The sequence below is a fragment of the Pigmentiphaga aceris genome, from assembly GCF_008119665.1.
GTDB classification, from domain to species: Bacteria; Pseudomonadota; Gammaproteobacteria; order Burkholderiales; family Burkholderiaceae_B; genus Pigmentiphaga; species Pigmentiphaga aceris.
On sequence record NZ_CP043046.1, the window covers coordinates 1,616,622 to 1,630,004 of the forward strand.

Annotated in this window: 9 protein-coding genes; 7 read left to right on the plus strand and 2 right to left on the minus strand. The window is 60.0% G+C overall.

What is annotated here, in order from left to right; translation table 11 throughout:
- Nucleotides 1-246: 246 nt before the first annotated feature.
- Entirely contained in the window at nt 247-825 is a 579-nt protein-coding gene (locus tag FXN63_RS06720) for a hypothetical protein (RefSeq protein WP_148813910.1), read from the minus strand.
- A gap of 551 nt (nt 826-1,376) precedes the next feature.
- Entirely contained in the window at nt 1,377-2,309 is a 933-nt protein-coding gene (locus FXN63_RS06725) for a LysR family transcriptional regulator (protein ID WP_148813912.1), read from the minus strand.
- 224 nt (nt 2,310-2,533) lie between these two features.
- Between FXN63_RS06725 and FXN63_RS06730 the strand changes: the two genes are divergently transcribed.
- The 7 genes from FXN63_RS06730 to pstA all read left to right on the plus strand — a co-directional run bounded on the left by FXN63_RS06730 (nt 2,534) and on the right by pstA (nt 13,371).
- Complete coding sequence (locus FXN63_RS06730) at nt 2,534-3,697, plus strand: sigma-54-dependent Fis family transcriptional regulator (protein ID WP_148813914.1); 1,164 nt, start codon at nt 2,534-2,536, stop codon at nt 3,695-3,697.
- Nucleotides 3,698-3,721: 24 nt separating this feature from the next.
- The gene (locus tag FXN63_RS06735; RefSeq protein ID WP_148813916.1) at nt 3,722-4,894 is read left to right on the plus strand and encodes an acetyl-CoA acetyltransferase; all 1,173 of its coding nucleotides are present in this window, start codon (nt 3,722-3,724) and stop codon (nt 4,892-4,894) included.
- Nucleotides 4,895-4,911: 17 nt separating this feature from the next.
- Nucleotides 4,912-6,486, plus strand: coding sequence for an acyl-CoA synthetase (locus FXN63_RS06740; protein WP_148813918.1), 1,575 nt, complete (start codon nt 4,912-4,914; stop codon nt 6,484-6,486).
- Between the two features lie 1,594 nt (nt 6,487-8,080).
- Nucleotides 8,081-10,162: a polyphosphate kinase 1 gene (gene ppk1, locus FXN63_RS06745; protein WP_148813920.1), complete on the plus strand. Its 2,082-nt coding sequence runs from the start codon at nt 8,081-8,083 to the stop codon at nt 10,160-10,162.
- Nucleotides 10,163-10,328: 166 nt separating this feature from the next.
- Nucleotides 10,329-11,375 carry a phosphate ABC transporter substrate-binding protein PstS gene (gene pstS / locus FXN63_RS06750; protein WP_148813922.1) on the plus strand — a complete coding sequence of 349 codons (1,047 nt, stop codon included), beginning with the start codon at nt 10,329-10,331 and terminating at the stop codon, nt 11,373-11,375.
- Between the two features lie 116 nt (nt 11,376-11,491).
- On the plus strand, nt 11,492-12,499 hold the full coding sequence (gene pstC / locus FXN63_RS06755) for a phosphate ABC transporter permease subunit PstC (RefSeq protein WP_148813923.1): 1,008 nt from the start codon (nt 11,492-11,494) through the stop codon (nt 12,497-12,499).
- A gap of 17 nt (nt 12,500-12,516) precedes the next feature.
- Nucleotides 12,517-13,371 (plus strand): phosphate ABC transporter permease PstA, encoded by an 855-nt coding sequence (pstA, locus tag FXN63_RS06760; protein ID WP_425468667.1) that lies wholly within the window; start codon nt 12,517-12,519, stop codon nt 13,369-13,371.
- The last annotated feature ends 12 nt before the right edge of the window (nt 13,372-13,383 follow it).

A 13,383-nucleotide genomic window follows, 5' to 3' on the forward strand; every position in this document is an offset into this window, starting at 1 on the left:
GGGGCGGATTCGAGAGAGTCCGCTTTTTTTTATGGGGTGGTGTGTACGTGTTTTTGCCAGTCGGGCGTAGCTCGGAATCGGTTTGTCTCTGGTTGGCAGATTGCTATTATTTGTATCGGTGTGTCGTGCTTTAGTCAGTCGTGGGTGGCGGGGGCGCGTCGCCTGCCCCGCTGGACCTACGCGTCGGGTCTCCCGCCCTCCACGTCGTCCAGAAGGGCATGCGCCACGCCCCCGCCACCCACGCCTTCAAAGCGGCTTGGTTAAAAGCAGATCCCGCCTTTGGGCGATCTGCAATTTTCTTGCTGCTTGGTGCTGGATGCGGTTCTCGGCATTCTGTGGCCACCATTCTTGAGCACCATGCGGCTGGCCCTGGGGATTGGCTGCCCAGGTCGCCACGAAGCAACTCAGCGGCTCACGTTTCAGGCCGTATATCAGTGGCCTTTCGCAGCAGCGCCACTCGACAAGGTTGCGCTCCTGCTCAGTGGTGGGGTGACTTGGAAGCGGGTGGCCGCGCACCAGGTAATGCGACGAGAAGGCGGGGCGTCGACGATCTGTGCTTTTCAGGTTTTGTCGTAATCGGGCGAGCGGCGGCTTGAGTATGGGCGTGTCCTGACGGACACGTATTTGGCTGCGAATTGCTGCTGGCAGAACGTCGTGACAGGCCCGTTCGCCATCCTCTTCGGCAAGCGTTTCACTGGCAAGAACGAGTGAACAACCCGTTTCCAACACGCCTCGCCCACAAAACTCTGACACGTCCTCAGCAATGGGTCCTTCTCGTTCGATTGCCACCATGCCTTGCCGGCCAAGCGCGTTCGTCAATTTCATGTGAGCGATCAACGTCCACATTCAGCTTTCAACTTCCACATTCAGCCGCCAGCACCGCGCTTGCCGCGATTTTTCTCCGCAAGCCATAACCGTGCGGCCACCCGCTTCGGTGTCACCCCACCACCAAGCAGACGCGCAAATTTCCTTGAGTGGAAGTGCCGTAAAAGGCCACTGATATACGGCCAGAGCCGCGAGCCGTTGACTCGCTTCGTGGCGACCTGGTCAGCCAAGTCCCCGACTCCGGCCGGGCAGTAATCAAGGATTGCTGACGCCAATACGGGGGAGCCGCGTACAGCACTCGAACAGCCAGCAGAACGGCATACGTCCAAAGGCGGGATCTGCTTTTAACCAAATGATTTTGAAGGCGTGGGTGGCGGGGGGCGGGGCGAATGCCCTTCTGGACGACGTGGAGGGCGGGAGTCCCGACGCGTAGGTCCAGCGGGGCAGGCGACGCGCCCCCGCCACCCACGACTGGCAAAAGCACGAACACACCGATATCCATAAGCGAATCACCGGTTCCAAATACGCATGCCAGCCGCACAACAGAAAACCTATTCTGGCTCAACCTCTGAGGGCACAGAAACCACCGCCATCTCACCCTGAAGTTCCAGATAATCCCGCGCCGTCTGCGCAAAGGTATTCACGCACGGATTCAGATTGTCGCGGTTCCAGATTACTGCCACTTCCAACATCGGCGCATCCTGCAAAGGGATAAATACCGCCGTCGATAACCGCATATTGCGCATCGAATTTGGTACCAACGCGACCCCCAGCCCCTCGCCAGCCAGATTCACAATCGTCTGCTGCAAATTAGTTTCCAGCCGAATCCGAGGCTTGAACCCCCGCGACAGACAGAAATTGATCGTCAGGTCGTAATACACCGGGGCCACATGACGAGGAATCGTCAGAAAAGCCTCCGTCGCCAAATCCGTGATCGACAGCGAACGACGCTTGGCCAACGGGTGATTGCGCGCCAGTACCGCCACCAGCGGCTCGCGGAAAATGGTTGCCGTCTCCAGACCCCGACAATCCTCTGGCCGATACATTACCCCGATATCAATGGCCGAGGTTCGCACCATATCGGCCTGAATATCCGGCACGATTTCAGTCAGCTTCACATCCACATCGGGATAACGCGACAGATACTGCGTGGTCAGCGTTGGCAGCACGTTATACGCCGCTGACATCATGAAACCCACCGACAAGGTCCCCACCTGGCCCTGCGCCGCCGCCAAGGCATTGCGCTGCGCCTGCTCCAGCATGCTGAAGATTTTCTCGGTATCTGCGTAGAAACGTTCGCCGGCATTCGTCAGTTGCACGCTGCGGCGGGTGCGCTTGAACAAGGCCACGCCCAGCTTCTGTTCCAGCAACGCAATCTGGCGCGAAAGAGGAGGCTGTGAAATGTGCAGCTGCTGGGCCGCGCGGCCGAAATGCAGGGTTTCAGCGAGCGTCCGGAAGTACTGGATATGGCGCAGCTCGATCAAGGACTTTCCCTAGGTAACAGACCACAAGCAAAAAAATGCTGCGGTGCAAAGCCGCGTGGTTGCTGATCATACCTTTTAGGTATCACAGGAGTGCCGGCCTTGTATTGGATGTTATCAAACAATCAGCGCAGCATCCGCTTGCCGATCACCCGTAACGCGCTACTGCCATGCGGGTGTGTGAACCGCAAGTAGGGTCGGCAGAATAATCGTTACGGAGAGTCATCATGGCGACGCCTGCAACCGTCATCACCTCAGCCACCGCGGACCTGCTGCGTAGCCCGCGGCCGGCGTCCCGCCCGACCGTGGATGCGGTCATGGAAGCGGTGATCGGACGTGGCAAGAAGCTGATCGACAAGGCCGTGCCCATCCTGCTGCTGGGCGAAACCGGTACCGGCAAGGAATATCTGACTCGCCTGCTGCATGCCCACTGTGCGCGTCGTGATGCGCCGCTGGTGGCCGTGAACTGCGGTGCCATTCCTGAATCACTGATCGAAAGCGAACTGTTCGGATATGTGAAGGGCGCGTTTTCCGGTGCGCTGGCCGGTGGCATGAAAGGCAAGGTCACCGAGGCCCACGGCGGGGTGCTGTTCCTGGACGAAATCGGCGACATGCCGCTTGCCCAGCAGACCCGCCTGCTGCGTGTGCTGTCCGAACGCGAAGTCACACCGCTCGGTGCATGCCGCCCGGTGCCTGTCGATTTCCTGCTGGTGTGCGCCACCACGCAGAACCTGGAAGCCAAGGTTGCCGACGGCACGTTCCGCGAAGACTTGTACTACCGCATCGCCGGCGGCGTGCTGCGCTTGCCGCCGCTGCGCGAGCGCATGGACCTGGCTGCACTCATCCTGAAATTCATCCAGGCCGAGCTGCCGGATGCCGATGCGGCCGATGTGCTGCCGCCTTCGGTCATGGAAGTTCTGCTGCAGCAGCCCTGGCCTGGCAATGTGCGCCAGCTGAGTGCCACGATTCGGTACTCCTGCGCCGTCATGGAGGGCAGTGTGCTGTCGGAAAGTGATCTTCCTGACGGCATGGCTAGGAAATTTGCACCACCCCTTTCAGCTCGATCGGGCCGTACTGTGGCACGACCCGTATCGCAAGTGCCCGCAACCCGCGCGTCCGCTGATAACGTCTATGTATTGGACACATCCCGCCGCGATACGGGTGGCCGCCTCGATGCTGGCGACATGCCGGAACACGCTGCTGGCATGCGCAAAGATGCGTCGGAACGCGAACGTGTTCTCGACGCACTCGATCAGCACGGATGGAACATGTCGGCGAGTGCACGTGCCTTGGGCATCTGCCGGGCCTCGCTGTATCGGGTGCTGCGTCGCATGGACATCCCTTTGATCAGGGAACAAGCCAGCGCATCCACAAGATCGCGCAACTTCTAAACGTTTCTACCGGAGACTTCTGCCATGACATCACCCCATATCACTGGCTGGGCGCACACTCGCTTTGGCAAGCTCGATGCTGTCGACCACGAAGAGCTGATCGCGGAAGTTTCGCGTGGCGCCTTGCAGCACGCCGAACTGAGCGCCGAAGAGATCGATTCGATCCACGTCGGTACCTTCAACGCCGGTTTTGTGTACCAGGACTTCCCGTCCTCGCTGGTGTTCAACTCGATCCCGGAACTGAATTACAAGCCTGCCGTGCGCGTCGAGAACGCTTGCGCCACCGGCTCGGCCGCGATTCACTCCGCATTGGCTTCGATCCTGTCGGGCCAAAGCCGCCACGCGCTGGTGATTGGCGTCGAGAAGATGACCAGCCTGCCGACCAAGGAAGTGGGCGATGTGCTGCTGAAGGCTTGCTACGCCCGTGAAGAAGCCGGCGTGCCGGGCGGCTTCGCCGGTGTGTTCGGCCAGATCGCGCAAACCTATTTCGACCGCTACGGCGACCAGTCGGATGCGATTGCCGCCATTGCTGCCAAGAACCACGCCAACGGCGCAGTCAACCCGTACGCGCACATGCAGCGCGACCTGGGCTTCGATTTCTGCCGCACCGAATCGGAAAAGAACCCGTTCGTGGCCGGCCCGCTGAAGCGTACCGACTGCTCGATGGTGTCCGATGGTGCAGCCGCCCTGATCATCAGCGCAGGTGACGCCATTCAAAGCCGTCCGAACGCGATTCGCTTCCGTTCGTTTGCCCACGTGAACGACTTCCTGCCGCTGAGCAAGCGTGACCCCATCGTCTTCGAAGGCGGCTCGCGCGCTTGGCAACAAGCTTTGTCCAAGGCCAAGCTGACGCTGAACGACCTGTCGTTCGTGGAAACCCACGACTGCTTCACCATCGCCGAATTGATCGAATATGAAGCCATGGGCCTGGCACCGAAAGGCCAGGGCGCACGCGTGATTCTGGACGGCATCAGCACCAAGCAAGGCCGTCTGCCGGTGAACCCCTCGGGCGGTCTGAAAGCCAAGGGTCATCCGGTTGGCGCAACCGGCGTGTCGATGCACGTGATGGCCGCGATGCAGCTTGCACAGCAGGCACCTGCCGGCATGCAACTGGCTGACCCGCGCCTGGCTGGCATCTTCAACATGGGCGGTGCGGCGGTGGCGAACTACGTCAGCATTCTCGAATCGACCAACTAAGCTTTACAGACACGCTCATGCTCAAGAACGTCAAGAATCTCGGCAAGCTGCTGACCGATGTCGCCAAGCGCATTCCCGATGAACCCGGCCTGATCGTCGGTGACCGCGAATATTCGTGGCGCGAGCTCAATCGCCGAGTGGATGCCGTGGCGACTGCCTTCCGTGACAAGCTCGGCCTGAAGAAGGGCGACAAGCTGGTTGTCCATTCGCGCAACAACCTGCAAATCTTCGAGAGCGCCTGGGTCGCTTTCAAGATGGGCATTGTCTGGGCACCGACCAACGTGCGCATGACGCCGCACGAGGCTGCGTACATTGCATCGTCCAGCGGTGCCGTGGCCATGATCTACGAAGCAGGTGCCGAAGCGCACGCCGATGCCGCCAAGGCTGCATCACCGGCTTTGAAGCACATCATCGCGATCGGCAAGCCGCGTGAAGGCGAGTTCTCCTTCGACGACCTGGCCAATGCCGTGACCGACGCCTTCGACGAAGCTGAAGTCGAATACGAAGATGGCATGTGGTTCTTCTATACGTCGGGCACCACGGGTCATCCCAAGGCGGGCACGCTCACGCATGGCCAGATGGCCTTCGTGATCACCAACCACCTGGCCGACCTGATGCCCGGCATCACGCACAAGTCGCGTTCGCTGGTGGTGGCGCCGCTGTCGCACGGTGCCGGCATTCATGCGGTCATCAATGCTGCACGCGGTGCCGCGAACATCTTGCCGGCCAGCGATCGTTTCGATGCCGAAGATGCCTGGCGTCTGATCGAAAAGCACAAGGTGGACAACATGTTCACTGTGCCCACCATCGTGAAGATGCTGGTGGAACACGAGTCGGTTGACCGCTACGACCATTCTTCGCTGAAGTTCGTGATCTACGCCGGTGCGCCGATGTACCGTGCTGATCAGAAGTACGCGTTGAAGAAGCTGGGCAAGGTGCTGGTGCAGTATTACGGTCTGGGCGAAGTTACCGGCAACATCACCGTGCTGCCGCCGTCTTTGCACTTCGAGGAAGACACGCCGGAAGCGCGTGTGGGTACTTGCGGTTATGCACGCACCGGTATCGACATCGCCATTCTGAACCCGGCCGGCGAGAAGCTGAAGCCGTTCGAGACGGGCGAGATCTGCGTGCGCGGGCCGGCGGTGATGGAAGGGTATTACAACAATCCGTCGGCCAATGAGAAGGCGTTCAAGGGCGGCTGGTTCCACACGGGCGACTTGGGGCATCTGGACGAGCAGGGCTTCTTGTTCATCACGGGTCGTGAGTCGGATATGTACATTTCGGGTGGGTCGAACGTGTATCCGCGTGAGATCGAAGAGGCGCTGTTGTTGCACGCTTCGGTGTCGGAAGTGGCGGTGTTGGGGGTGCCTGATCCGAAGTGGGGCGAGTCTGGTGTTGCGGTGATTGTGTGCAAGCCGGGCTGCAGTGTGACCAATGAGGAGCTGTTGGCTTTCATTGGTGAGCGCATTGCGAAGTACAAGTGGCCGCGTTATTTCGTGTATTGGGAAACGATGCCGAAGTCGGGATACGGGAAGATTGTGAAGAAGCAGATTCGCGGGATTCTGGAAGAGCAGGGCACGTTGAACGTTTGATGTGTTTTGCGGCTGGGGTTTCCGGTCTTGCTCTTAAGAACGCCATGTCCTGAGTTTCAGGGCGTGGCGTTTTTTTTGGGGTTCTTTACTAGGCATGGGGGCTTCGTTTTGAGTCGGTTAGCTTTGGTTTATGCGGTGTGTCGTTCTTTAGCCAGTCGCGGGTGGCGGGGGCGCGTCGCCTGCCCCGCTGGACTTACGCGTCGGGGCTCCCGCCCTCCACGTCGTCCAGAAGGGCAGCCGCCACGCCCCCGACACCCGCGCCTTCAAGCTTTCTTGGTAAAAAGCGAATCCCGCCTGTGGGCGATCTGCAATTTTCTGGCTGCTTGGTGCTGGATGCGGTTCTCGGCAGTCGTTGGCCACCATTCTTGATCGCCACGCGGCTGGCCCTGGGGACTGGCTGCCCAGGTCGCCACGAAGCGACTCAGCGGCTCACGTCTCGGGCCGTCTTGCAGAGGCCTTTTACGGCAGCGCCACTTAATGAAGTCGCGCGTCTGCTTGGTGGTGGGGTGACTTGGAAGCGGGTGGCCGCGCACCAAGTAATGCGACGAAAAGGCGGGGCGTCGACGATCTGTGTTTTTTTACGTTTTGCCGTAATCGGACGGGTGTCGGCTTGATTACGGAGGCATCCTGAGGAACACGTTCTCGGCAGCGAACTGCTGCTGGCAGAACGTCTTGACGGGCCCGATGTGGCTCGCGCTACGAAACGTGCTGTCCAAAGAAATACGCGCCGCCTACGATTGAAAATCTGCCATGAGTCGGTTCGCCATCCTCTTCGGCAAGCGCTTCACTGGCAAGGACGAGTGAACAACCCGTTTCCAAGACGCCTTGCCCACAAAAACTCGAACACGTCCTCAGCACTGGGTCCATCTCGTTCGATTACCACCATGCCTTGCCGGCCAAGCGCGTTCGTCAATTTCAGGTGAGCGATCAACGTCCACATTCAGCTTTCAACTTCCACATTCAGCCGCCAGCACCGCGCTTGCCGCGATTTTTCTCCGCAAGCCATAACCGTGCGGCCACCCGCTTCGGTGTCACCCCACCACCAAGCAGACGCGCAAATTTCCTTGCGTGGAAGTGCCGTAAAAGGCCACTGATATACGGCTAGACGCGTGAGCCGTTGAGCCGCTTCGTGGCGACCTGGCCAGCCAAATCCGCGACTCCAGCCGGGCAGTAATCAAGGATTGCGGACGCCAATACGGGGGAACCGCGTACAGCACCCGAGCAGCCAGAAGATCGAACACGCCCAAAGGCGGGATTCGCTTTTAATCAAAACCGTTCTGAAGGCGTGGGTGGCGGGGGCGTGGCGGATGCCCTTCTGGACGACGTGGAGGGCGGGAGACCCGACGCGTAGGTCCAGCGGGGCAGGCGACGCGCCCCCGACACCCGCGACTGGCGATAGAAACCAAGACCAGCCCAAAGCCAACCACAGCCCCTTTTCTGAAAGCATCTGCTCCAAAAATAGGGGTTACCCCGAAAAGCTTTACAGAAAGTCGTCGGACTGTCATAGCTACGTCATCATTCTGAAGCAAAAATACATGTTCGCCGCGCGTTGCACCTGCCTGCCCGCGTGACACGCACTCTACGGACGCTCCCGATGCCTGCTCGCAAGCCCGCTGAAAAACTGTTCCTGAACCGCGAACTTGCCCTGTTGAAATTCAACGAACGGGTCCTGGCGCAAGCCGAAGATCCGCGTACGCCGCTGCTCGAACGCCTGCGCTTCGTCTGCATCGTCGGTGCCAATCTGGACGAATTCTTCGAAATTCGGATCTCCAGCATCAAAGAACAGCTTCGACAGCATCCCGGCGTCAAAGGCGGTGACGGCGTCAGCCCCGCGGAAAGCTACCAGCAGATATCAGACGCCGCGCACACTCTGGTCGCGCGCCAATATGCACTGCTGAACAACGAAATTTTCCCCGCATTGGCTGCCGAAGGCGTCGTGCTGCACCTCGCGCAAACCTGGACACCGTCGCAGCGCGCCTGGGCCCATGAAGTATTCGTGCGCGAAGTCATGCCGCTGCTCACGCCAATCGGCCTGGACCCAGCTCACCCGTTCCCGCGCGTCTCCAATAAGACACTGAACTTCATCGTGTCCCTGTCGGGGCGCGATGCATTCGGCCGTCAGGCGTCGATTGCCATCGTGCAGGCACCGCGCGCCTTGCCGCGACTGATGAAGATGCCGGACGAGCTGTCCGGGCATGCAAACGGCTATGTGATGCTGACCTCGTTCATGCAATTGTTCGTGGGCGATCTGTTCCCGGGCATGAAGGTCAGCGGGTGTTATCAGTGGCGGGTGACGCGCAACAGCGACCTGTATGTCGATGACGAAGAAATCACCAATCTGCGCCTGGCTTTGCAGGGCGAGCTGACGCAGCGCCACTTCGGCGATGCCGTCCGCCTGGAAATCGCGGAAACCACCACGCCTGAACTCGAACGCTTCCTGATGACCGAGTTCTCGCTGGACGCGTCAGCGGTGTACCGCGTCGATGGCCCGGTGAACCTGTCGCGCCTGATGCAGCTGTGCAACGTGGTGGACCGTCCCGATCTGAAGTTCTCGGACTTCCGTGGGCCGGTGCCGGTGCCGTTCAATGCCACCTTGCGCGCCAAGGACCTGTTCGGCGCGATTGCCGAACGTGATCGCCTGCTGCATCACCCCTACGAGTCTTTCCAGCCCGTCATCGATTTCCTGACCGTGGCGGCGTCAGACCCGGCCGTGATGGCGATCAAGCAGACCATTTACCGTACCGGTGAAGACTCTGAATTGATGACTCTGCTGCTGGCGGCGGCCCGCTCCGGCAAGGAAGTCACGGTGGTGGTGGAATTGATGGCCCGTTTCGACGAGCAGACCAACATCAACTGGGCTGCACGTCTGGAAGAGGTGGGTGCGCACGTCGTCTACGGCGTGGTCGGCCACAAGACGCACGCCAAGATGTCGCTGGTGCTGCGCCGTGAAAAGGGGCGCATTCGTCGTTATGCCCACCTGGGTACCGGCAATTACCACCCGCGCACGGCGCGTCTGTACACCGACTTCGGCTTGTTCACCGCCGATCCGCGTATTTGCGAAGACGTCGACAAGGTGTTTGCGCAACTGACCGGCTTGGGTGAGCAGCGCAAGCTGAAGTACCTGTTGCAAGCCCCGTTCACCTTGCACGCCACCATGATCTCGATGATCCGCCGCGAGGCGCGTCATGCGCGGGCCGGCAAACCTGCGCGCATCATGGCGAAGATGAATTCGCTGCTGGAACCTTCGGTGATCGAAGAGTTGTACAAGGCCAGCCGTGCCGGGGTGAAGATCGACTTGGTGGTGCGCGGTGTGTGCACGCTGCGTCCGGGCGTGGAGGGCTTGTCCGAGAACATCACGGTGCGCTCGATCATCGGCCGCTTCCTTGAGCATTCGCGCGTCTTCTATTTCCTGAACGAAGGCGAAGAAGCGACCTACATTTCGTCGGCGGACTGGATGGATCGCAATTTCTTCCGCCGTGTCGAACTTGCCACACCGATTCTCGACCCCGAACTGAAGCGCCGTGTCATCGATGAAGCCTTCACCTACGCCTTGCGCGACAACGTCCAGGCCTGGCTGCAGCAGCCAGATGGCGACTACACACGGATCAAGAGCCGTCGCAAGCCGTTCGTGATGCATCAGCACCTGATGCAGACTGTGGGGTCGGAGGGCGGCTGATTCAGGGAATTATCCGGGTAATTATTTCGGATAATTCACCCGGGTAGTGCAACCCGATGAGTCGTAATGTTTCAGTCATCATGACTGTCATCAACATGTCATGGAGCGTGCGTAATCTTCGTTCATCGGTTGACCTAACTCCACCCGCGTAGAGGAAATTCAAGCAATGTTGAAGAAAGCGTTCCAGCAAGTGTCGATCAGCCTCGCCCTCGGCGTAGCAAGCTTTGGCGTGGTCCACGCTGCGGACATCACCGGTGCCGGTGCTTCGTTCCCGTACCCGATCTATGCCAAGTGGGCGTCTGACTACAAGGCTGCAACCGGCAACACCGTGAACTACCAGTCGATCGGTTCCGGCGGCGGCCAGAAGCAGATCATCGCCAAGACCGTCGATTTCGGCGCCTCGGACGATCCGATGCCCGCAGCTGACCTGGAAAAGAACGGCCTGCTGCAATTCCCGGCAGTCATCGGCGGCATCGTGCCGGTGGTCAACATTGACGGCGTGAAGCCGGGCCAGCTGAAGTTCTCCGGCGAAGTGCTGGCCAACATCTACCTGGGCAAGATCAAGAAGTGGAATGATCCGGCCATCGTCGCACTGAACAGCGACGTGAAGCTGCCCGCACAAGACATCGTTGTGATCCACCGTTCGGACGGTTCGGGCACCACCTTCGGCTGGACCAACTACCTGGCCCGCGTGTCGGCTGACTGGAAGTCGTCGGTTGGCGAAGGCAAGTCGGTCAAGTGGCCTGCTGGTCAAGGCGGCAAGGGCAACGAAGGCGTGGCCAACTACGTGAAGCAGCTGAGCGGTTCGATCGGTTACGTCGAATACGCCTACGCCAAGCAAAACGCGCTGTCGCACGGCTCGGTCCAGAACAAGGATGGCAAGTTCGTTCAGCCGGAAGAAGCTACCTTTGCAGCAGCTGCAGCCAACGCTGACTGGAAGAGCGCACCTGGCATGGGCGTGATCCTGAACAACGAGCCGGGTGCTACCAGCTGGCCCATCACCAGCGCCACCTTCATTCTGGTCCACAAAGTCCAGGACAAGCCGACGCAAGGTGCAGAAGTCCTGAAGTTCTTCGACTGGGCCTTCAAGGGCGGCAAGGCATCGGCATCGGCCATGGACTACGTTGCTCTGCCGGACGAAGTCACGACCCAGATCCGCGCACAGTGGAAGTCTGAGATCAAGGACACCGCCGGCAAGGCTGTGTACCAGTAAGTTAAATCGACGGTACCTTCGGGTAACGTAGAACAGACGGGCGGGTGGCGATGCTGCATGTATCTCCCCCGCCCGTCTGCATGTCGCCACTAACGGTTCAGCAGAGAGAAGCACCGATGAGCGCGGTAATTGATAACATTCGCGGCACTACGGACTCGTCCGGGGCTGAGAGCCTCCCTCCGATGCGCAAACCAAAAAATGCGTTGTACGACGCAATCTTCAAGAATTTGACCCGACTGGCAGCACTGGGCGTACTCAGCCTGCTGGTTGCGATCCTGATTTCCCTGGTCATGGGCAGCCAGGTCACGCTTGCAAAATATGGCGTGTCCTTCCTGTTTTCTGACGAGTGGGACCCGGTCAACAGTGAATACGGTGCCTTGGTGCCTATCGTCGGCACCTTGCTGACATCCATCATCGCCCTGGTGATTGCCGTGCCGGTGTCGTTCGGCATTGCCTTGTTCCTGACCGAACTTGCACCGGCCTGGCTGCGCCGCCCGTTGGGTACCGCCATCGAAATGCTGGCTGCGATCCCGTCGATCATCTACGGCATGTGGGGTCTGTTCGTGTTTGCGCCGGTCTTCCAGCGCTACGTGCAGCCTTCGCTGATTTCGCTGTTCGGTGATATCCCCGGCTTTGGCATGTTGTTCCAGGGGCCGGCCTTCGGTATCGGCATCTTCACCGCAGGCCTGATCCTGGCCGTGATGGTGATCCCGTTCATCACCGCCGTGATGCGCGACGTGTTCGAACTGGTCCCCACGCTGCTGAAAGAATCGGCCTACGGTCTGGGTGCAACCACCTGGGAAGTGGTCTGGCGCGTCGTGTTGCCCTACACCAAGGCAGGTGTGGTCGGCGGCATCATGCTGGGTCTGGGTCGTGCGCTGGGCGAAACAATGGCGGTCACCTTCGTGATCGGCAACGCCTACCGACTGTCCGGTTCGCTGTTTGCGCCGGGCAACTCGATTGCCTCGTCGCTGGCCAACGAATTCGCGGAAGCCTCTGACGACGTTCACCTGTCGGCGCTGATCGAACTCGGCCTGATCCTGTTCCTGATCACCACCATCGTCTTGGCACTGTCCAAAGTCTTGCTGCTGCGTCTGGCCAAGAACGAAGGCTCGCGTAGCTGACGCCTGGAAACATCACCATGTCCATTATCAATATGCAAAACCCGGTTTATCGCAACCGGGCCCGGACCAACAAGGTGTTGTTGACCCTGTCGGCCATCGCACTCGCCTTCGGTCTGTTCTGGCTGGCGTGGATCATCTTCACGCTGTTGTCCAAGGGTGCGGCAGCTTTGTCGTTCACCTTGTTCACGCAGATCACGCCGCCGCCGGGTCAGACGGGCGGTCTGCTCAACGCGATTCTCGGCAGTGTGATGATGGCCGGCCTGGGTACGCTGATCGGCACGCCGATCGGCATCCTGGCTGGCACCTACCTGGCTGAATACGGTCAGCGCGGCTGGCTTGCCCCGGCCACCCGCTTCATCAATGACGTGCTGCTGTCGGCCCCGTCGATCGTGATCGGCCTGTTCATCTACACCGTGGTCGTGGCGCAGATGAAGCACTTCTCGGGCTGGGCTGGTGCGCTTGCGCTGGCCGTCATCGTGATCCCGGTGGTGGTTCGTACTACCGATGACATGTTGAAGCTGGTGCCGAACAGTCTGCGCGAAGCTTGTGTCGCCTTGGGCTGCCCGCAGTGGAAGATGATCACGCTGGTCTGCTATCGCGCTGCCCGTTCCGGTATCGTGACCGGTGTGCTGCTGGCGGTTGCCCGTATCTCTGGCGAAACCGCACCGCTGCTGTTCACCGCGCTCAACAACCAGTTCATGTCGATGAACATGAACGGTCCGATGGCCAACCTGCCCGTGACGATCTTCCAGTTCGCCATGAGCCCCTTCCCGGACTGGCAACGCCTGGCCTGGGCAGGCGCAACACTTATTACCTTGCTGGTGCTGGGCATCAACATCGCCGCACGCCTGCTGTTCCGCAAACAGGGCTGATGCCCCCATCAT

Coding starts and splice junctions, on each gene's coding strand:
- FXN63_RS06740 (WP_148813918.1), top strand. CDS start 4,912: ATGCTCAAGAACGTCAAGAATCTCGGCAAGCTGCTGACCGATGTCGCC.
- pstA (WP_425468667.1), top strand. CDS start 12,517: ATGTCCATTATCAATATGCAAAACCCGGTTTATCGCAACCGGGCCCGG.
- FXN63_RS06720 (WP_148813910.1), bottom strand. CDS start 825: ATGAAATTGACGAACGCGCTTGGCCGGCAAGGCATGGTGGCAATCGAA.
- ppk1 (WP_148813920.1), top strand. CDS start 8,081: ATGCCTGCTCGCAAGCCCGCTGAAAAACTGTTCCTGAACCGCGAACTT.
- pstC (WP_148813923.1), top strand. CDS start 11,492: ATGAGCGCGGTAATTGATAACATTCGCGGCACTACGGACTCGTCCGGG.
- FXN63_RS06735 (WP_148813916.1), top strand. CDS start 3,722: ATGACATCACCCCATATCACTGGCTGGGCGCACACTCGCTTTGGCAAG.
- FXN63_RS06730 (WP_148813914.1), top strand. CDS start 2,534: ATGGCGACGCCTGCAACCGTCATCACCTCAGCCACCGCGGACCTGCTG.
- pstS (WP_148813922.1), top strand. CDS start 10,329: ATGTTGAAGAAAGCGTTCCAGCAAGTGTCGATCAGCCTCGCCCTCGGC.